This is a genomic window from Saccharothrix carnea, from assembly GCF_003014735.1.
Classification (GTDB): domain Bacteria; phylum Actinomycetota; class Actinomycetes; order Mycobacteriales; family Pseudonocardiaceae; genus Actinosynnema; species Actinosynnema carneum.
Window position 1 is genome coordinate 554,361 of sequence record NZ_PYAX01000006.1, and the last position, 19,489, is coordinate 573,849.

A 19,489-nucleotide genomic window follows, 5' to 3' on the forward strand; every position below is an offset into this window, starting at 1 on the left:
GCCTGGTCAGGCGATGGCCTTGATGGCGGTCAGCAGCTTCTCCTGGAAGGCCTTCGGCAGCGGAGCGTAACCCGCGTCCGCGAGGCCGTCCTGGCCGGTCGTGGCCGCGACGGTGAGGAACGCCTTGATCGCCTTGGCGGTGTCGGCGTCGTAGCCCTTGGAGCAGACGATCTCGTAGGTGGCCAGCAGCAGCGGGTAGGCGCCCGCGGTGGAGGAACCGTAGATCGACTTCAGGTCGAGCACCAGGTCGTTGCCGGTGCCCTTGATCTGGGCGGCGTCGATCGCCTTGCCGACGGTCTCCTCGTTCAGCTCGACCGGGCCGGAGCCGTTGTCGATCTTGGCGATGGAGAGCTTGTTGTCCTGGGCGAAGGACAGCTCGACGTAGGTGATGGCGCCGTCGACGGAACCGGCGGCCTGCGCGACACCGGCGGACTTCTCCTTGCCCTCGCCGACACCGCCCTTGAACTGCTTGCCCGCGCCCTGGGTCCACGCGCCCTTCGAGGCGGTCTCGAGGTAGAGCTGGAAGTTGTCCGTGGTGCCGGACTCGTCGGAGCGGTAGACGACCTTGATCTCCTTGTCGGGCAGCGAGGCGCCGGAGTTCAGCGCCGCGATGGCCGGGTCGTTCCACTTCTTGATGCCGCCGTTGAAGATCTTGGCGGCGACCTCGCCGGACAGCGTCAGGTCGGCGACGCCCTCGAGCTTGTAGCCGAGCGCGACCGGGCCGAACACCAGCGGCAGGTGCCACGCCGGGTTGCCCTCGCAGCGCTCGGCGGCGGCCGCGATCTCGCCCTTGCTCTCGGACAGCGGCGAGTCGGAGCCCGCGAAGTCCACCTGGCTGCCGTTGAACTGCTTGACGCCCGCACCGGAGCCGGAGGCGTTGTAGGCCAGGTTCTGGCCCGCGCACTTCTGCCCGTAGGCCTGGACGAAGGTGTCGATCGCGTTCTTCTGCGCCGAAGAACCCTCCGCGCTCAGGTTGGACTTGCCACCACACTCGACCGGGACGGCGGCCGAGTCGCCGGCCGCCGACGTGGAACCGGCACCGGGGGTGTTTTCGTCGCTGCCACAGGCGGTGAGCAGAAGCGCACCGGCCGCGATCAGGCCGAGTACGGCGCCGTGTCGCTTGGTCTTCACCTTGGGAGTCCTCCAGCTACGGAAGCGGATTTCGCGGCGAAAGCCCCGCCGCTCGACACGGACGGTAGGTAGCGAGGGTGGACAGGCGCCCAGGAGAAGGTGAACGACGGGTGAACTCCACACGGGAAGTGACCGAGTACACCGCCTTTTGGGTGTCCCGTGACCTGCACGTTTGCATGGCGTGATGGGTTTGTCACTACCGGGCGTATTGGACGTCCGAATCCCAGCGGGTGAATCCCAACCGGTCGTACACGGCCAACGCCGCAGCGTTGTCGGACTCCACGTACAGCATCACCTGCCGAAGTCCGGCGTCACGGAGGTGGGCGAGCCCCGCGAGGGTGATGGCCTTGCCGAGGCCGCCGCCCTGCGCGTCCGGGTCGACACCCACCACGTACACCTCGCCGAGCTCGGCGGTGTGCGCCTTGGTCCAGTGGAAGCCGAGCAGCCGCCCCTCGGCGTCGACCGCGAGGAGGAACCCGGCCGGGTCGAACCAGGGCTGCTCCTCCTTCTGCCGCACGTCCTCGATGCTCATCGCGCTCTGCTCGGGGTGCCACGAGAACGCCCGGTGGTTGACGTAGACGACGGCCGCCTCGTCCCGGCCGGGCACGAACGTGCGCAGCGTGACGCCGTCCGGCAGCACGGGCCCGGGCAGGTCGGCGTCCAGCGGGCGGCGCAGGCGCAGCAGCTCGCGGACCTTGCGGTAACCGAGCGCGGCGGCCAGCGCACCGGCACCCGGGTGGCCGCCGTGCGACCAGATCCGCAGCGGCTTGGCGCGGTCGGCCACGGCTTCGACCAGCGCGGTGCCGTGGCCGCGGCGCCGGTGGTCGGGGTGGACGGCCAGCTCGGCGACCTCGTTGCCGTCCGAGTCGCCGAACACGTCGAGGTGCAGGTAGCCGACCAGGGACTCGCCGTCCCGGGCGAGCAGGTGACGGCTGCCGTGCGCGTCCGGGCGCAGGCGCAGGATCACGGCTTCACCGACCGGGGCGACACCGTCGACGGCTTGGGCGGCCCCGAGCAGGCCGGTGACCTCGTCGGCCTGCTCGGGGGACAGCCTCTCGAACCAGCTCAATTCCACACGGACGAACCTAGTGGAGATCGCCGCGAGGTCGCGTCGGTAGGTCGAGACTCATTTCGTGGCGATCACGCTTTTCGATCGTCGCGAAATCAGGGTCGACCTACCGACTTCCGGGCGACCTCGCCGCCGTCTGCGGAGCAGCGGCAATCAAGCACGGAAGATCAGCTCGGAGTCGTCGATGGTGTTCTCCGGCGCGTCCACCTGGTGGTCGACCCGGCGGGCGCTGCCCGGGCGCGGGGGGCGGACGAACTTGTAGCCCACGTTGCGCACGGTGCCGATGAGCGACTCGTGCTCGGGGCCCAGCTTGGCGCGCAGGCGCCGGACGTGCACGTCCACCGTCCGCGTGCCGCCGAAGAAGTCGTAGCCCCAGACCTCCTGCAGCAGCTGCGCGCGGGTGAACACGCGGCCCGCGTGCTGCGCCAGGTACTTGAGGAGCTCGAACTCCTTGTAGGTCAGGTCGAGCGGGCGGCCGCGCAGGCGGGCGGTGTAGGTGGCCTCGTCGATGACCAGCTCACCGAGCTGCAGCGAGCCGTCGCCGCCGGGCTGCGTGGTGCCGCGCCGGGAGCGCACCAGGCGCAGCCGGGCGTCCACCTCGGCCGGGCCGGAGGTGGGGAGCAGGATCTCGTCCACGCTCCAGTCGGAGTTGACCGCGACCAGGCCGCCCTCGGTGACGACGGCCACCACGGGCACGTCCACCCCGCTGGAGTCCAGCAGCCGGCACAGGCTGCGCGCGCCGACCAGGTCGGTCCGCGCGTCGACCAGCACGATGTCGTGCGGACCCGCTTCCAGCAGCGCCGAGACCTCCGGGCGCAGCGGACGCACCTCGTGCGGGAGGAGCGACAGCGCGGGGAGAACCGCCTCGGGGTCGGAGTCGGTGGTCAACAGCAGCACGTCGATACTCATCGCGGCGCCCTCTCGTTCGGCCGGTGCTTGGTCACCGACCAGGCACAGGCGAAGTACGGTGACCGGGCCCCGTTGCCTGCGGATGACGGAGACAATACCGGTGCACACCACGAAAGACCCAGGTCAGCAGGTCAGAGTCACAGTTGTTTCCACAAGCGTCACGCCTGTTACATCCATGTCACACGACGCTGTCCGTTTGCACGGTGTGCACGTGAGATCAACACCGTCCGTGACGGATCTCGCATTCGTGGTGGGTCACGGCTTCACGAATCACGTTCGCAAACCGTTCGTGTCACGCGTGTTGCACCGGTTCGCGAGGCACGGCGGCGTCGTCGCGCTGGACTTCCGGGGCCACGGCCGCTCCGGCGGGCGGTCCAGCGTCGGCGATGACGAAATCCACGACCTCGCGGCCGGTGTTTCGCTCGCCCGCGATCTCGGGTACCGGCGGGTGGTGACCGTCGGCTTCTCCATGGGCGCGTCCGTCGCCCTCCGGCACGCGGGCCTGCACGACGACAAGCCGGACGCGGTGGCGGCGGTCAGCGCGCCGTCGCGCTGGTGGGTGCGCGACACGGTGGCCATGCGCCGGGTGCACTGGCTGCTCGAACAGCCGCACGGCAGGCTCGCCGCCCGCGCGCTCGGCGTCCGCCTCGGTCCGCCGTGGCGGAGCACGCCGGAGAGCCCGCTGGAGGTCGTGCACCGCATCACCCCGACCCCACTGCTGATCGTGCACGGTGAGCAGGACCACTACTTCGATCCGGCCCACGCCGTCGCGCTGCACCGCGCGGCGGGCGGCGGCGCCGAGCTGTGGCTCGAGCCCGGCGTGCGGCACGCCGAGTCGTCGATGACGCCCGCCCTGGTGGACCGGATCGCGACCTGGCTGGACGAACGCACCGCGCCGCACACCACGCACCCGACAGAGGACAGGCGATGACCGCGACGACCAAGACCGAGCGCCGCCGTCCCGCGCGCGGGCGCAAGCTGATCATCTCCGCGCTGGTGGTCGGCGGGCTGCTGGTGGCGGCCGACTTCGGGTTGGCCGCGGTGGGCGAGTACCAGGTCGCGCAGAAGATGCGGGAGAAGTTCGGGCTGAGCGAGGACCCGTCCGTCCGGATCAACGGCTTCCCGTTCATCACCCAGGCGATCGGCGGCGACTACCGGGACATCGAGATCAGCGCCACCGGCGTGCCCGTGCGCGACCAGCTGCGCGACCTGGAGATCCGGGCGAACCTCAAGCACACCCGCATCGGCCTGTCGGACCTGCTGGCGGGCAACACCCGCGACGCGCGGATCGACCAGGTCCGGGGCAGCGTCAAGATCAAGGCCAACGACCTGAGCCGGCTGGTCAACCAGATCACGCCGTTCACCGACCTGGCGATCGACCCGGACAAGCGCACCAAGGTGACCGACGGGCAGGCGGCGGACCCGACGATCGCGGCGGTGCGGCTGTCGGGCAAGACCAACGTGGCCGGACGGGACCTGCGCATCACCGCGTACGGCACGGTGTCGCTGGTCAACGGCCAGGTGGTGATCGGCGTGAACGACGTCGAGCTGGACGACATGGCGCTGGACGGGCTGGAGGCGGTGCTCGGCGTGGTGCGCGAGGCGTTGAGCGTGACCATCGACCCGGGCGCGCTGCCCTTCACGGTGACGCCGACCGCTGTCAGGGTGGAGACCGGCGCGTTCACCGTGGAAGGCGCGATCAACGACATCATGCTGGACGAAGGCGGCAACTAGGTGACCGGTGCGTGGGCGTTGCTGGGCGCGGTGGCGGTCGTGGCCGTCATCGCCCTGGTGCTGCGCGCGCGTGACGGGCGCGTCCGCGTGGCCGAGCGGGCCGAGGCGCGGGTGAGCCTGCCCGGTCCCGTGCGCGACCTGCTCGACGCCGGCACCCCGGTGACGCTGGTGCAGCTGTCCACGGCGTTCTGCGCGAACTGCCGGCAGACCCGGGTGGTGCTCGAAGACCTCGCCCGCCGCGTGGAGGGGGTGCGGCACGTCGAACTGGACGTGACCGACCTGCCGGAGGTCGCGGCGGACCTCGGGGTGCTGCGGGCGCCGACCACATTGGCGCTGACGCCGTCCGGCGTGGAACTCGTGCGGGTCGGCGGAGTCCCGAAGCCGGACGCGCTCATCGCGGCGTTGCGCCCACACCTGCCTGGACCGATCGGGTGAACCTGGGCATTCCCACGCCTTGGACGCCACTCCCGACAGCAGGGACGAGCGGCTAGGCTCGAACCCATGACCACGCTGCTGACCAAGCGACTCGCGGTGGACCTGTGCCGCGTGCGCAGCAGCCTGTGTCGCGCGGCGCGCTGACCGGGCGGTCCCGGCGGCACGGCACACCCTTGACGGGCGTGTGCGCCTGCCCTAACACCGCCTGAGACGGACTACCAGTCTTGTCCACCGTCAGGAGGTCGCCGTGCCGAACGAAGCCACCGCAACCAAGGACGCGCCGGTCGACCCGCGCGGCCCGCGGTTCAGCGCCTGGATCACCAGCGCCATCCTGGCGGTCGTGCTGCTGACCGGCTCGTGGCGGCTGCTCGCCGCGCAGACCCTGCTGTTCGCGATGTGCGCGTTCATCTCGCTCAAGCTCAACCCGTGGGGCCACGTCTACCGGTTCGCCGTGCAGCCGAGGCTCGCGCCGACGACCGAGCGGGAGGAAGCCGCCCCGCTGCGGTTCGCGCAGGGCGTCGGGTTCGTCTTCGCGCTCACCGGCACGATCGGCTACGCCACCGGCGTCACCGCGCTCGGAGTCGTCGCCACGTCCGCCGCGCTGGTCGCGGCGCTGCTCAACGCCGCGGTCGGCCTCTGCCTCGGCTGCGAGATGTTCCTGCTCCTGCGCCGCTACGCACCAGCCCTCGCCCGACCCCAGTGACCCAAGTCGCAACAGAACGAAGAAATTGGAGCAGCTCGATGAGCCGTGAAGACGTCCTGGTCTCGGCCGCTTGGTCCGAGGAGAACCTCACCACGCCCGGCGTGGTGTTCGTGGAGGTGGACGAGGACACCACCGCCTACGACGGCGGCCACATCCCGGGCGCGGTGAAGATCGACTGGAAGAACGAGCTCCAGGACCCGGTGCGGCGCGACTTCGTCGACCGCGAGGGCTTCGAGAAGCTGCTGTCCGCCAAGGGCATCGCCAACGACGACACGGTCATCCTCTACGGCGGCAACAACAACTGGTTCGCCGCCTACGCGTACTGGTACTTCAAGCTGTACGGCCACGACACCGTGAAGCTGCTCGACGGTGGCCGCAAGAAGTGGGAGCTCGACGGCCGCCCGCTGGACAAGGAGCAGGTCGAGCGCCCGGCGACCGGGTACCAGGCCCAGGAGCAGAACCTGGCGATCCGCGCGTTCCGCGACGAGGTCGTGGACGCGATCGGCAACAAGAACCTGGTCGACGTGCGCTCGCCCGACGAGTTCTCCGGCAAGCTGCTCGCGCCCGCCCACCTGCCGCAGGAGCAGGCGCAGCGCGCCGGCCACATCCCGAGCGCGATCAACGTGCCGTGGAGCAAGGCGGCCAACGAGGACGGCACGTTCAAGTCGAACGAGGAGCTGGCCGAGATCTACGGCGAGGCCGGTTTCGACGGCTCCCGCAAGACGATCGCCTACTGCCGCATCGGGGAGCGCTCGTCGCACACGTGGTTCGCGCTGCACGAGCTGCTCGGCCACGAGGACGTGAAGAACTACGACGGTTCCTGGACCGAGTACGGCTCGCTGGTCGGCGTGCCCGTCGAACTCGGCAGCGGCAAGGAAGGCTGATCATGAGTCTGGACGGTTGCGGCGCGCCCCAGCAGGGCGTGGACATCCAGGTCGGCGCGAACGAGGTCGTGCTGACCGGCAAGGTCCGCTCGGACGGCGCCCCGGTCGGTGGCGCGTTCGTGCGCCTGCTGGACGCCTCGGGCGAGTTCACCGCCGAGGTCGTGTCCTCGGCCGAAGGCGACTTCCGGTTCTACGCCGCGCCCGGCGCGTGGACCATCCGCGCGCTGCACCGGTCGGGCAACGGGCAGGCGTCGGTCAACGCGGACGGGCCGGGCGTGCACCCGGTCGAGGTCGCGGTGGCCTGAGACGCGGGAGCGCACGGGCTGCCCCCGGCGCTACCCCTTCGCCGACCCCGGTGGCGTTCGCCACCGGGGTCGGCGGCTTCACGGGGCGGGTGCCTAAACTGGGCGGGTGGAACACTTCTTCACAGGATTGCTGGTCCTCGTGTCCCTGCTGGTCGTGTGGTTCGCCGGGTACGTGGTGTACCGCCTGTTCTCCGACCAGCGGTGAGCGACAACGAGCCCGTTCCGGGCAGTGGTGACGCGGCCGTGCAGGCCGCCGCTTCGCGCGCCGCGGTGACCGGCGCGCGCAACCTGCCGCAGTTCGACGACCTGCCGATCCCGGCGGACACGGCGAACCTGCGCTCCGGCCCCTCGCTGCACGACGCGTGCCTGGCGCTGCTGCCGCTGGTCGGCGTGTGGCGCGGCGAGGGCGAGGTCGTGTACCCGACGATCGACGGCCCGTTCCGCTACGGGCAGCAGATCACGTTCGCGCACGACGGCCGGCCGTTCCTGTACTACGAGGCGCGGGCGTGGCTGTTGGACGAGAACGGCGGCGTCATCAGGCAGGCGGCGCGGGAGTCGGGCTTCTGGCGACCGCAGCCGGACGACACGATCGAGGTGCTGCTCACGCACAACACCGGGATCGTGGAGCTGTACTACGGCAAGCCGCGCAACCAGACGTCGTGGGAGATCTCCACCGACGCCGTCGTCCGCACCGCGACCGCCAAGGACGTCACCGCGGCGCAGCGCCTGTACGGCATCGTCAACAACGGCGACCTGGCGTACGTCGAGGAGCGGGCCATGGTGGGTCAGCCCCTCCAGCCCCACACCTCGGCCCACCTGAAGCGCATCGTCGGCTGAGATCGTCTCGGCTGTCCGCAGTAAGACGGTCGTCACAGTTGGATTGTTCAACAATCCTCATTTACTCTTGACCTATGCGACTGCGGCGTTGCGGCGACGATGCGGTGCTCGTCGAGGTGGACTCGCTCGGCGAGGTGGAGGCCGTGCGCGCCGCCGTCGCCGCGGCGAACCTGCCGAACCTGGTGGAGCTCGTCCCGGCGGCCCGGACCGTGCTGGTCGCGGCCGGGCCCGGCACGGTGTCGGAGGTTCGGCGGGTCCTGGCCGGCGCGGACCTGACCCACCAGCCGGAGGCCGTGGGCGACGAGGTGGTCATCGGCGTCCGCTACGACGGCCCCGACCTCGACCTGGTGGCAGAGACGGCGGGCCTGACCACCGCCGAGGTGGTCGACCTGCACACCGGCGCGGACTACCGGGTGGCGTTCTGCGGTTTCGCGCCCGGCTTCGCCTACCTGACCGGCCTGCCCGAACCGCTGCGCCAGCCACGCCTCGACTCGCCGCGGACCAAGGTCCCGGCCGGCTCGGTGGGCGTGGCGGGCGAGTTCACCGCCGCCTACCCACGCGCCACGCCCGGCGGCTGGCGGCTGATCGGCCGGACCGACGCGCCGCTGTTCGACCCGCGCCGCCCTACCCCGGCCCTGCTCACGCCCGGTGACCGGGTCCGCTTCGAGGCCGTCCGATGAACCCGCGCGTCCTCCCCCCGGAACGCGAGAGTCCAACACTCGGAACGCGAGAGTCCAACGCTCAGGACACCCGAGTTGAACGCTCACGCACCCTGACCGTGCTGCGCACCGGCCCGCTGGCGCTCGTCCAGGACCTCGGCCGACCGGGCCACGCGCACCTGGGCGTGCCGCCCTCCGGCGCGCTCGACACGCGCTCGTTCACGCTGGCCAACCGCCTGGTCGGCAACCCCGAGGACGCCGCGGGCCTGGAAGTCCTCCTCGGCGGCCTGTCGCTGCGCGCGAACGCCTCCTGCACGGTCGCCGTCACCGGCCCGCCGACGCCCGCGCTGGTCAACGGCGTGCCGCGCGACTCACCGCTGCACCTGGCCCCGGGCGACACCCTCACCCTCGGCACGCCCCGGGACGGCCTCCGGTGCTACGTCGCCGTGTCCGGCGGCATCACGGTCCCGGCCGACCTGGGCAGCCGGTCCACCGACCTGCTCTCCGGCCTCGGCCCCGCACCCCTGCGCCCCGACGACGAACTCCCCCTCGGCGACCCGACCGGCGTGCCGGTGGGCGCCGACGTGCTGGTCGGCGTGCAGGTGCCGGACGAACTGGTCGTGCCCGTCTTCCTCGGCCCCAGGGACGACTGGTTCGCCGACCCGGCACGCCAACTCCGGGCGGGCCGCTGGACGGTGTCGGACCGCAGCAACCGCGTCGGCCTCCGCCTCGCCGGCACCGCGCTGGACCGGACCGCGTGCCGGGTCGGGCAGGAGCTGCCGAGCGAAGGCCTGGTCACGGGCGCGGTGCAGGTACCGGCGGACGGGCGGCCCGTCGTCTTCCTCGCCGACCACCCGACGACCGGCGGTTACCCGGTGATCGGCGTGGTCGCGGCGGACGCGCTCCCGCTGCTCGGCCAGGCCAGGCCGGGCAGCCGGCTGCGGTTCGCACCCCGACCGCACGGCTGAACGGACGCAATTGGTCTAGACCCATTGTCAACGCCCGCCGCACGACTTACGTTCGGAGGCGTTCGGCAAGCAGCGACGAAGGCACCACCAGGCCGCCGTGGTTCTCGACTACTTCCCTGTCTCGAGAGGCACACCCTGATGCGCCGACCAGTCATCGCGCTCCTGGCCTTCCTGCTGGCCACCGCAGCGCTGTCCGCACCGGCCGCCGCCGCGACCGGTCTGACCGCCACGTTCAGCAGAACCGGCACCACGGGCAAGTTCGTGGTCGCCAACCCGACGACCGCCGCCGTCTCCGGCTGGTCGATCAAGTTCGACCTGCCGCCCGGCGTCACCGTCAGCGGCGCGCAGCACGCCACCACGACGCAGACCGGCACGCGGGTGACCCTGACGCCCGCGTTCTACACCGGCACCATCCAGGCGGGCCGCACCACCGACCCGTACAGCCCGACGTTCACCCTCAGCCGGGCTGTCGAACCGGTGACCTGCCGGGTGAACAACGCCAACTGCGACGGCACCGCGGACACGCCACCGACCCCGCCGACCAGCCTGCACTCACCGGTGAAGACGACCAAGACCGTCTCGCTGGCGTGGACCGCCTCCACCCCCGGCTCGCTGCCGATCGCCGGCTACGAGGTCTTCAACGGCACGGCCCTGGCCACCACGGTCACGTCGACCAGCGCCACCGTCACCGGCCTCACGCCGAACACCGCGTACAGCTTCACGGTGAAGGCCAAGGACACCAAGGGCACGTTGTCCACGGCATCCAACGTGCTCACCGCGACCACCAACAACCCCGCCGACGACACCCAGCCGCCGACCGCGCCGGCGAACCCGCGCGGCACCGCCAAGGACGCCGGCAGCGTCACGCTGAGCTGGGACGCGTCCACCGACAACCGGGGCGTGGCCAACTACGACGTCTACCAGGGCGGCACCGTGAAGGCGACGGTGACCGGCACGACCGCGAAGGTCGACGGCCTGTCACCGTCCACGCCCTACACCTTCACCGTCCGCGCCCGGGACCTGTACGACAACGTGTCCGCCGCGAGCAACGCCGTCACGGTGTCCACGTCGGACATCGTGAACGGGTACGCGCGGGTCGGGTACTTCGTGCAGTGGGGCATCTACGGCCGCCAGTACTTCGTCAAGAACCTGGACACCAGCGGCACGGCGGCCAAGCTGACGCACCTGAACTACGCGTTCGGCAACATCGACCCGGTCAACCTCACCTGCCTGCACGGCGTCACCAAGGGCACCTCGCCCGACCCGCAGGACCCGAACCAGGGTGACGGCGCAGGTGACGCGGAAGCCGACTACAGCAGGCCGTTCGGCGCGGCGCAGTCCGTGGACGGCGTCGGCGACACCGGCTGGGAGCCGTTGCGCGGCAACTACAACCAGCTGCGCAAGCTCAAGGCCAAGCACCCGCACCTGAAGATCCTGATCTCGCTGGGCGGGTGGACGTACTCGAAGTACTTCTCCGACGTCGCGGCCACGGACGCGGCGCGCAAGAAGTTCGTCAAGTCCTGCCTGGACGTCTACATCAAGGGCAACCTGCCCGTCTACAACGCGGCGGGCGGACCCGGCACGGCGGCGGGCATCTTCGACGGCATCGACCTCGACTGGGAGTGGCCGGGCGCGGAGGGCCACGCGGGCAACCACATCGGGCCGGACGACAAGCAGAACAACACGCTGCTGATCGAGGAGTTCCGCCGGCAGCTCGACGAGCTGGGCGGGCAGGCGGGCCGCCGCTACGAGCTGACCGCGTTCACCCCGGCCGACCCGGCGAAGATCGAGGCCGGGTGGGACCTGCCGCAGGTGGCGAAGTCCCTGGACATCTTCAACGTGCAGGGCTACGACTTCCACGGCGCGGGCAGCGACAACTCGTGGGAGCCCAACCGCACCGGCCACCAGGGCAACCTGTACGCCGACGTGGACGACCCGTACCCGTTCCACTTCAGCGTGGAGAACGCGGTGAACGCCTACACCTCGGTCGGCGTGCACCCGCGCAAGATCACCATCGGGCTGGCGTTCTACGGCCGCGGCTGGCAGGGCGTCCAGGCGGGGGCGAAGAACGGCGAGTGGCAGTCGGCGACCGGCGCGGCACCCGGCCAGTTCGCCGAGGAGGCGGGCACGCGCGGGTACTCGAACCTGCTGGCGAGCGTGCCGGGCTGCGCGGTGCACCACGACGAGGCCGCGTTGGCGACGTCCTGCTTCACCGGCAACGGCGGGCAGTGGTGGACGTTCGACGACGTGTGGGCGATCCAGAAGAAGACCGCGTGGCTCAAGCAGCGCGGTCTGCTCGGCGCGATGATCTGGGAGATGTCCGGCGACACCGCCAACGGCACCCTGATCAACGCGGTGGACGCCGGACTGAAGTAGGCCCCGCGAGGTCGCGTCCTCATCTCCCGGCGGTCACGCTGTCGATCGTCGGGAGATCAGGACGCGAGCGGCCGGCCGGTCCGGGTTCGGGGTCGGCCGGGTCGGCGTCCGGTAGTGCGAGCACGCGCACACCGTGAGACTGCTCACGGCCTACCATCGGATTCGTGGACACCGCCAGCGCTCCGAAAGCCCTGCGCAAGACGCTGCACGAACGCGGCCTGCGGATGACACCCCAGCGCCAGCTCGTGCTGGACGCCGTGCGCGAACTGGGGCACGCCACGCCCGAGCAGATCTGCCAGCGCGTGCAGGTCACGGCCCCCACGGTCAACATCACCACGGTCTACCGCACGCTGGACCTGCTGGACCGGCTCGGCCTGGTCCGGCACACCCACCTCGGGCACGGTGCGCCGAGCTACTCGGTCGACGCCCACGAGCACGTGCACCTGGTCTGCCACCGGTGCGGGCGGGTGGACGAGGTGCCGTGCGACCTGCTCTCCCCGCTCGGGGGAACACTGCGGGACGAGTACGGGTTCGAACTTGATGCGAGTCACCTCGCGCTGTCCGGCACGTGCCGCGAGTGCTTGAGCGCACCGAAGGAGTCCGAGTGAATTCACCGCTGTTGACCGCCCCCGGTGCCGTCGCCCCGTTCGAGGGTGCGCCCGACCAGGGCGTGCCGTGGCACTTCGGCGACCCGTTCGCCGAACAGCGCTCGGCGGCGCGGTCGGTCGCGGTGTTCGACCGGTCGAACCGGGCCGTGCTGGCGGTGCCCGGCGACGACCGGTTGACCTGGCTGCACTCGCTGACCAGCCAGCACTTCACCGCGCTCGGTGAGGACGAGGGCACCGAGGCGCTGATCCTGGACGTGCAGGGCCGGGTCGAGCACCACGCGGTGGTGGCGAACACCGGCGGTGTGGTCTACCTCGACACGGAGGCGTCGCGGGCGGCCGAGCTGCTGGCGTACCTGACCAAGATGGTCTTCTGGTCGAAGGTCGAGCCGCGTGACGCCACGGCGGAGCTGGCCGTGCTGACCGTCGTCGGCCCGGAAGTCCCGGACCTGTTCACCAAGCTGGACCTGCCGCTGCCCGACGGCCCGCACGGCGTGGTCGCGCTGGAGGGCGGTTTCGCCCGCCGGATGACGTGGCCGGGCCAGGACGCGGTCGACCTGCTCGTCCCGCGCGGCGAGATCGCGGGCTGGTGGGCCAGGCTCACCGACGCGGGCGCCCGCCCGGCGGGCAGCTGGGCGTTCGAGGCGTTGCGGGTGGAGTCGCTGCACGCGCGGCTGGGCGTGGACACCGACGAGAAGACCATCCCGCACGAGGTGAACTGGATCGGTGGGGCCGTGCACCTCGACAAGGGCTGCTACCGGGGCCAGGAGACGGTCTCGAAGGTGCACAACGTCGGCCGCCCGCCACGCCGGATGCTGCTGCTTCACCTGGACGGGTCACGCGAGGTGCAGCCGGAGACCGGCGACCCGGTGCTGGTGGACGACCGCGTGGTCGGCCGGGTCGGCAGCGTGGCGCTGCACCACGAGCTGGGCACGATCGTGCTGGCACTGGTCAAGCGGTCGGTCTCACCGGAGACCGAGCTGCTGGTCGGCGCGGAGGACCGCCGCGTCCAGGCGAGCGTCGACCCGGACTCCGTGCCGCCGGACACCCCCGGGCTGGGCCGTGAGGCGGCGCGCAACCTCGGCCGCTGACCGCGTGCCGATCGTCCGGACCGGAAAACCGGCCACCCCGCCTGCCTGCGGTTCCTCGCCGCACGGGCACCGCTGAGCAGTCGACCCGAACGGGTTCTGTGCCAGGATCACGACATGTCCCGACCCGGATCCCACGGCACGCTGCTCACCGTCGCCCCCACCGGGGCCGAGCACGCGAAGGCCGACGTCCCCCAGCTGCCGGTCACCTTGGCGGAACTGGTCCGCACCGCCCAGGCGTGCGAGCAGGTCGGCGCCGCGATGGTGCACGTGCACATCCGCGGTGCGGACGCCAAGCCGACGTTGGACCTCGGACTGCTCAAGGAGACGGTCGCCGCCCTGCGCGAGCACACGGACCTGATCGTGCAGCTGTCCACGGGCGGCGCGGTGACCGACCCGGAGGCCGACCGGCTCAGGGTGCTCGACGCCCTGCCCGACTCGGCGTCCTGCACCATGGGCACGGTGAACTTCGGCGACGACGTGTTCCTGAACCGCTGGGAGTTCGTCGTCGCGTTGCACAAGGGGATGCAGGAGCGGGGCATCGTCCCGGAGTACGAGATCTTCGACATCGGCCAGCTGGCGTCGCTGCGGCGGCTGCTGGACCAGCACGGGCTGCCCGCGGGCGGCAAGGTGCACGTCGACCTGGTGATGGGCGTGCCGGGAGGCATGCCGGGTGACGCGGAGACGCTGGTGGCGGCGTTGCGGCTGCTGCCGGAGGGCGCGTCGTTCTCGGCGACGGGCATCGGGCGGACCACGCTGCCGGTGATGCTGACGGCGTTGGCCGCCGGCGGTCACCTGCGGGTGGGCATGGAAGACACCATTTCGTACGCCAAGGGCCAGCCGGTCCGGGACAACGCGCAACTGGTCGCCCGGGCGGCGGGTCTGGCGAAGATCGCCCAGCGACCGCCGCTGTCGCCCGCGCAGGCGCGTGCTCTGCTGGGCGTGCGTAGTCCGGTACAGGTTTGAGACAACTTTGGAAGCAGGTTTGTGTTGGCGGGTGGACACGAACTACCTCAGGATGAGTACGTGATCGAGGTGCGTCCTGGCGGGCGCCGCCGTATCGACCGGGTGCTCGCCCCCGACTACACCGAGGGGGTCGAGCGGCTCCCGCTCGCCGAGGTGCGCGCGCTGCGCGACGAAGCGGCGCAGGAGGAGACCGACCTGTCGTACCTGCGGCGACTGCTGCACGCGCGGATCGACATCGTGCGCGCCGAGCAGGAGCGGCGGATGTCCGGCGGTTCGGCGGTGGTCGACCAGCTGGCGACGATCCTCGCGTCGAACGCCGTCGGTCCGGCGACCGGCCTCGGTCGGTACCAGACGCAGGAGCCGTCCCGGGCGGAGGCGCACCGGCGGCACGTCGAGGCCCTGGTCTCGGACGTCGACCTGTCGGACGTGAGCGCGCTCACGGACGACAAGCTGAACCTGGCGCTGCGGGTGTTCGTCGGCGAGGAGGCCTCGGTCTCGGCACGGCGCCGCGAGGTGCAGGCCGTGGTCGACCTGCTCAACGCCGAGATCGCCGGGCGGTACCAGAGCGGCAGCGCCTCGGTGGACGAGCTGCTGGCCGCCGAGCGGGGCTGGCCCGCGAACCCAGGTCGTACCAAGGAATAGGATCACCCTCCCGCCATCTGGACCGGCCGCCTAACGTGGCCGGTTGATGACACGACAACGGTCCGAGCGGCCCAGCTACCGGTGGGTGGTGCTCGCGGTCGGCGCGGTCGCTCAGGGCACCAACGCCGCGGTGTTCCTGGGCCTGCCGGCGATCACACCGCAGCTGCGCGCGCACTTCGGGCTGTCGCTGCCGCAGGTCGGGATGCTGCTCGGCGCGGTCAACCTCGGCACCATGCTCACCCTCGTGCTGTGGGGTGCGGCGGCCGACCGGCGCGGTGAGCGGCTGGTCATGGCGGTCGGCGGGTTCGGCGCGGCCGGGTGCCTGGCGCTGGCGGCGTTCGACGGGCCGGTGGTGGCCGGGATGGCGCTGGTCGGCGTCGGGATGTTCGGCGCGAGCGTGAACGCGGCCAGCGGCCGGGCGGTGCTGACCTGGTTCCCCGCGCAACGGCGCGGCCTCGCGATGGGCATCCGGCAGACCGCCACGCCGCTCGGCGCGGCCCTGGCCGCCGCGGTGCTGCCGGTGATCGCGCTTCAAGCCGGGGTGCCGGTGGCTTTCCTGGTGCTCGGGGCCTTCACCGGGTTCGTCGCGATCGCCGTGGCGCTGTGGATCCGGGAGCCGCCGTGGGCCGTGCGGTCCGGCCAGGGGCGGCACGGGGTGGTGCTCAAGGACCCGGACCTGATCCGGCTCAGCACGGCGAGCGGCCTGCTCGTGGTGCCGCAGTTCACCGCCGCCGCGCTCATGGTCGAACTCCTGCACGAGCACCGCGGCGTGGCCGTGGGCGTGGCGGCCGGGTTGTTCGCCGCCGCCCAAGTCAGCGGCGGTGTGGGTCGGTTGGTCGTGGGGGTGTGGTCGGACCGTTCGGCCACTCGCGTGCAACCGCTCAAGGTGCTCAGCGTGCTGATCGCGATCGGGTTCGTGCTGTGCGCGGCTCTGGACCAGGCACCGGTCTGGGTGTTGGCCGCGGTGCTGGTGCCCACGGCGGCGCTGGCGCTGTGCTGGAACGGGGTGGCCATCACGGCCGCGGGCGAACTGGCACCGCCGGGCCGGACCGGGATCGCACTCGGGATGCAGAACACGGCCAACTACCTGAGCGCCACCATCACGCCACCGCTGGCCGGCTGGGTCGCGGTGGGCATCGGCTGGCCCGCCGCCCTGCTCCTGGCCGCAGCGGCGGCCGTGGGCGCCCGCGTGCTGCTAGCCGTGCCGTTCGCGGCGCGCGAGCTCGCCCCAGAACTCACGTAGCCGCTCGTAGCGGAGGGCGACCTCCTCGGCGTCACCGGCCTCCAGGGCGTCGACGATCGCGTTCACGTCCGTCGCCGAGCTGTCCTCCAGCAGGTCCTGGTCGTCGATGAGCTGCACCAGGCCGCCGTAGTCCAGCTCGACGGCCGAGTCCGGCGCGAAGTGGTCGAGCCAGCGCCCGGTGTCCGCGAGCACCTTCGCCGGGCCGGCCTCGCCCAGCGAGCCGGCCACCACCCGGTGCGCCCGGGCCACCCGCGCGCGGGCGTCCGGCATGGACACCCGCCACGACACCTGGCGCTCCGGGTCGTCCTTCGGCGCCGGCACCACCCGCCGCGTCTCCGGCTCGACCAGGGCGAACCAGGGCAGCGGCACCGTCCAGGTGGTCGAGATGACGTGCACCGCGCCCGCGGTCAGCTCGGCCATCACCGCCGACGCCCGCGACCGGATCGTCTCCGGCTCGACCGCCACGGCTTCCTCCCGCAACGGGCCGGTGGCCGTGGCCAGGAAGCCGACCAGCGCGGCGGCCGACCTGGGACGCAGGTCGAGGGGGCAGACCAGGGGACCCGGGCCGACCTCTCCCGGCACCTCGGCGGGGCTGATGGTCATCACGTCGAACGGCGCGTCGGGCGAGACGCTGCCGTCCGACCGCTCACCGGGCAGGAGGCGACGCGGCCGGGCCAGCTGTGATCGCAACCACAGCTCCCGTTCGCGCGCGCCGACGTCCGCACGGCTCAACGCCCCGTCTTCCAGGGCTTTCCGCACCTGATCTGCCAACGGTGCGTCAAGAGCCGACAGCGGTTCGTACACCCTGAGGTAGGCGACGAACGGTCGAGGCACCCGCGCATCCTCCCACGGTGAGATTTGGCGGTACGTGTCACGCCTACCGCGTCGCGGGGAACCCCTTCGACACGGTACGGTAGTTACCAGGAACTAGTTGTCGAGACGAGTGGGGCCGCCGTTCCCCCGGCCGCCCCCGTCCCTGTGCGAGGGGGTCGAGCCATGGGGCGCGGCCGAGCTAAGGCCAAGCAGACCAAGGTGGCGCGGGAGCTCAAATACAGCTCTCACAACATCGACGTCGACGCCTTGCAACGCGAGCTGTCCGGCGGCGAGTCCGCTGGTGTTCGACGGAGCGATGAACGCTTCGACGAGCCGTCGGACGACGATTACGACGACTACCGTCGCTGACACACACAACACCCGCTGCTGAGGTTGGGCTGCCGGTTCTCCAGACCGGCAGCCCAACCTTTGCGGCGGGCCCTACAACGCCCTGGCGTACTGCTTCGGCGGGTTGACCTGCACACCCAACTGCTGTGCCGCGTGCAGCGGCCAGTAGGGGTCGCGCAGGAACTCCCGGCCGAGCAGCACCAGGTCGGCCGAGCCATCGGCGAGGACCTGCTCGGCCTGCCGGGCGTCGGTGATCAGACCGACTGCCCCGGTGGGCACGTCGGCCTTCCGCCGCACCGTCTCGGCGAACGGCACCTGGTAGCCGGGGCCGATCGGGATGTCCGCCGCGGGCGTGTTGCCGCCGGTGGACACGTCGATCACGTCGGCACCCAGGGCCGCGAGGTCGCGTGCCAGCACGACGCTGTCCTCCGCGGTCCAGCCGCCGTCGACCCAGTCGGTGGCGGAGATGCGCACGAACACCGGCACGTCCTCGCCCACGGCTTCCCGGACGGCGGCGGTGACCTCGCGCACCAGCCGGGTGCGGTTCTCCAGGGAGCCGCCGTAGGCGTCGGTGCGGTGGTTGCTGAGCGGCGACAGGAACTCGTGCAGGAGGTAGCCGTGGGCCGCGTGCACCTCGACCACCCGGAAGCCGGCCGCCAGCGCGCGCCGTGCCGCCGCGGCGAAGTCGGCGACCACCTGCGCGATGCCCTCGGCGTCCAGCTCGTCCGGCGTCCGGTAGCTCTCGTGGAACGGGTCCGTGCCGGGTGCGACGGGCGTCCAGCCCCCGTCAGCGTCGGAGACCCCGCCGCGGTGCTCGGCGAACGGCGGGTGGGCCGAGGCCTTGCGGCCGGCGTGGGCGAGCTGCACACCGGCGACGGAGCCGTGCGCGTGGATGAAGTCGACGACCGGCCGCCACGACGCGATGTGCGCGTCGTCCCACAGGCCGGTGTCGGCGGGCGAGATGCGCCCGACCGCCTGCACCGCGGTCGCCTCGGTGAACACCAGGCCCGCGCCGCCGACCGCGCGCGAGCCGAGGTGCACGAGGTGCCACTCGTTCGGGTGGCCGTCCGTCGCCGAGTACTGGCACATGGGGCTGACCGCGATGCGGTTGGGCAGCGTGACGGTGCGGAGGGTCAGCGGGGTGAAGAGCTGGCTCACGTGCGGCTCCTGAAGACGTTCCGGTATGGCAACGGCCCTGGGGCGCGTCACCTCGTCCAAGCCCGCCGGATCGGCCCCTTGTTCCCCGGTGTGGCGCCCGTCCCACCTCGCGGGAGCTGCGCAATTCCATTCGATTCGGTATTGCGCGTGCATTCGCACGTGATCTTCATTGGGAGGTCGGCGGGCAAAACGCCGAACAAGAGGACACCAGTTACGCCCATTCGGGTGTACTGTCCGCAGCACGTTCGGGGAGACCATCACTTGCCACCACTTGCCGCCCGCACGCAGGTCGGCCCTTTGGATGTCCCGCCGGTCACGACAGTAACAGGATCCACATGCTGCCCATGCCGACCACGATGACGCAGGATCCAGGGTGGCCCAGCAACAGCCTCCTGGGTCGCCTCCGAGACAACACCCGACAAGAACTGCTGAACATCGGCACGGTCGTGCGGTACACGGCCGACCGCGAGGTCATCGAGCAGGACGCGAAAGACACTCACGTCCTGTTGCTGCTCGACGGCGTGGTCAAGGTGCAGACCACGGACGAGACGGGCGACACGGCGCTGCTCGCGATCAGGGTCGCGGGCGACCTGGTGGGCGAGATGGCGGCGCTGGA

General features: G+C 71.4%; 23 protein-coding genes. 18 read left to right on the forward strand and 5 right to left on the reverse strand.

Annotated elements, in window-relative coordinates; translation table 11 throughout:
• Nucleotides 1-6 precede the first annotated feature (6 nt).
• From pstS to B0I31_RS20880, 3 genes are all read right to left on the reverse strand, one after another.
• Entirely contained in the window at nucleotides 7-1,131 is a 1,125-nt protein-coding gene (pstS, locus tag B0I31_RS20870; protein WP_106617003.1) for a phosphate ABC transporter substrate-binding protein PstS, read from the reverse strand.
• 196 nt (nucleotides 1,132-1,327) lie between these two features.
• Nucleotides 1,328-2,206, reverse strand: a complete 879-nt coding sequence (gene mshD, locus B0I31_RS20875; RefSeq protein WP_106617004.1) for a mycothiol synthase — start codon at nucleotides 2,204-2,206, stop codon at nucleotides 1,328-1,330.
• Between the two features lie 147 nt (nucleotides 2,207-2,353).
• The gene (locus tag B0I31_RS20880) at nucleotides 2,354-3,109 is read right to left on the reverse strand and encodes a response regulator transcription factor (protein ID WP_106617005.1); all 756 of its coding nucleotides are present in this window, start codon (nucleotides 3,107-3,109) and stop codon (nucleotides 2,354-2,356) included.
• A 175-nt stretch (nucleotides 3,110-3,284) separates the two neighbouring features.
• Between B0I31_RS20880 and B0I31_RS20885 the strand changes: the two genes are divergently transcribed.
• From B0I31_RS20885 to B0I31_RS20955, 16 genes are all read left to right on the forward strand, one after another.
• Nucleotides 3,285-4,040: an alpha/beta hydrolase family protein gene (locus B0I31_RS20885; protein ID WP_425444380.1), complete on the forward strand. Its 756-nt coding sequence runs from the start codon at nucleotides 3,285-3,287 to the stop codon at nucleotides 4,038-4,040.
• Nucleotides 4,037-4,843, forward strand: coding sequence for an LmeA family phospholipid-binding protein (locus tag B0I31_RS20890; protein WP_106617007.1), 807 nt, complete (start codon nucleotides 4,037-4,039; stop codon nucleotides 4,841-4,843). The genes B0I31_RS20885 and B0I31_RS20890 overlap by 4 nt, the downstream gene beginning before the upstream one ends.
• Nucleotides 4,844-5,278, forward strand: coding sequence for a TlpA family protein disulfide reductase (locus tag B0I31_RS20895; RefSeq protein ID WP_106617008.1), 435 nt, complete (start codon nucleotides 4,844-4,846; stop codon nucleotides 5,276-5,278).
• Between the two features lie 66 nt (nucleotides 5,279-5,344).
• Entirely contained in the window at nucleotides 5,345-5,422 is a 78-nt protein-coding gene (locus B0I31_RS43110; RefSeq protein ID WP_360462167.1) for a putative leader peptide, read from the forward strand.
• Between the two features lie 103 nt (nucleotides 5,423-5,525).
• Nucleotides 5,526-5,981, forward strand: a complete 456-nt coding sequence (locus B0I31_RS20900) for a DUF4395 domain-containing protein (protein WP_106617009.1) — start codon at nucleotides 5,526-5,528, stop codon at nucleotides 5,979-5,981.
• A gap of 38 nt (nucleotides 5,982-6,019) precedes the next feature.
• Entirely contained in the window at nucleotides 6,020-6,865 is an 846-nt protein-coding gene (locus B0I31_RS20905) for a sulfurtransferase (protein ID WP_106617010.1), read from the forward strand.
• 2 nt (nucleotides 6,866-6,867) lie between these two features.
• On the forward strand, nucleotides 6,868-7,170 hold the full coding sequence (locus B0I31_RS20910; RefSeq protein WP_106617011.1) for a DUF1416 domain-containing protein: 303 nt from the start codon (nucleotides 6,868-6,870) through the stop codon (nucleotides 7,168-7,170).
• A gap of 201 nt (nucleotides 7,171-7,371) precedes the next feature.
• On the forward strand, nucleotides 7,372-8,007 hold the full coding sequence (locus B0I31_RS20915) for a heme-binding beta-barrel domain-containing protein (RefSeq protein ID WP_106617012.1): 636 nt from the start codon (nucleotides 7,372-7,374) through the stop codon (nucleotides 8,005-8,007).
• A gap of 74 nt (nucleotides 8,008-8,081) precedes the next feature.
• Nucleotides 8,082-8,687 (forward strand): 5-oxoprolinase subunit B family protein, encoded by a 606-nt coding sequence (locus tag B0I31_RS20920; protein WP_106617013.1) that lies wholly within the window; start codon nucleotides 8,082-8,084, stop codon nucleotides 8,685-8,687.
• Nucleotides 8,688-8,785: 98 nt separating this feature from the next.
• Complete coding sequence (locus tag B0I31_RS20925; RefSeq protein ID WP_245950133.1) at nucleotides 8,786-9,634, forward strand: 5-oxoprolinase subunit C family protein; 849 nt, start codon at nucleotides 8,786-8,788, stop codon at nucleotides 9,632-9,634.
• A gap of 138 nt (nucleotides 9,635-9,772) precedes the next feature.
• A complete protein-coding gene (locus B0I31_RS20930) occupies nucleotides 9,773-12,010 on the forward strand; it encodes a glycosyl hydrolase family 18 protein (protein ID WP_106617015.1) in 2,238 nt (745 codons plus the stop codon).
• Between the two features lie 164 nt (nucleotides 12,011-12,174).
• Entirely contained in the window at nucleotides 12,175-12,618 is a 444-nt protein-coding gene (locus tag B0I31_RS20935; protein WP_245950135.1) for a Fur family transcriptional regulator, read from the forward strand.
• Nucleotides 12,615-13,706: a CAF17-like 4Fe-4S cluster assembly/insertion protein YgfZ gene (gene ygfZ, locus B0I31_RS20940; protein WP_106617016.1), complete on the forward strand. Its 1,092-nt coding sequence runs from the start codon at nucleotides 12,615-12,617 to the stop codon at nucleotides 13,704-13,706. The genes B0I31_RS20935 and ygfZ overlap by 4 nt, the downstream gene beginning before the upstream one ends.
• Before the next feature lie 114 nt (nucleotides 13,707-13,820).
• Nucleotides 13,821-14,669 carry a beta-keto acid cleavage family enzyme gene (locus tag B0I31_RS20945; protein WP_106617017.1) on the forward strand — a complete coding sequence of 283 codons (849 nt, stop codon included), beginning with the start codon at nucleotides 13,821-13,823 and terminating at the stop codon, nucleotides 14,667-14,669.
• A gap of 60 nt (nucleotides 14,670-14,729) precedes the next feature.
• Nucleotides 14,730-15,311, forward strand: coding sequence for an RsiG family protein (locus B0I31_RS20950; RefSeq protein ID WP_106617018.1), 582 nt, complete (start codon nucleotides 14,730-14,732; stop codon nucleotides 15,309-15,311).
• A 46-nt stretch (nucleotides 15,312-15,357) separates the two neighbouring features.
• Entirely contained in the window at nucleotides 15,358-16,554 is a 1,197-nt protein-coding gene (locus B0I31_RS20955; RefSeq protein WP_245950137.1) for an MFS transporter, read from the forward strand.
• On the opposite strand, the gene B0I31_RS20960 is transcribed toward B0I31_RS20955, so the two are convergent.
• Nucleotides 16,507-17,388 carry a DUF8083 family protein gene (locus B0I31_RS20960; RefSeq protein WP_106617019.1) on the reverse strand — a complete coding sequence of 294 codons (882 nt, stop codon included), beginning with the start codon at nucleotides 17,386-17,388 and terminating at the stop codon, nucleotides 16,507-16,509. The two genes, B0I31_RS20955 and B0I31_RS20960, sit on opposite strands and share 48 nt — an antisense overlap.
• Before the next feature lie 162 nt (nucleotides 17,389-17,550).
• Here B0I31_RS20960 and B0I31_RS20965 point away from each other — a divergent pair, with 162 nt between their 5' ends.
• Complete coding sequence (locus tag B0I31_RS20965; protein WP_106617020.1) at nucleotides 17,551-17,736, forward strand: DUF3073 domain-containing protein; 186 nt, start codon at nucleotides 17,551-17,553, stop codon at nucleotides 17,734-17,736.
• Between the two features lie 72 nt (nucleotides 17,737-17,808).
• Here the strand turns inward: B0I31_RS20965 and B0I31_RS20970 are convergent, their stop codons facing one another.
• The gene (locus tag B0I31_RS20970) at nucleotides 17,809-18,873 is read right to left on the reverse strand and encodes an NADH:flavin oxidoreductase/NADH oxidase (RefSeq protein WP_106617021.1); all 1,065 of its coding nucleotides are present in this window, start codon (nucleotides 18,871-18,873) and stop codon (nucleotides 17,809-17,811) included.
• A gap of 356 nt (nucleotides 18,874-19,229) precedes the next feature.
• Between B0I31_RS20970 and B0I31_RS20975 the strand changes: the two genes are divergently transcribed.
• On the forward strand, nucleotides 19,230-19,489 hold a 260-nt coding region (locus B0I31_RS20975), incomplete at its 3' end, for a Crp/Fnr family transcriptional regulator (RefSeq protein WP_245950139.1).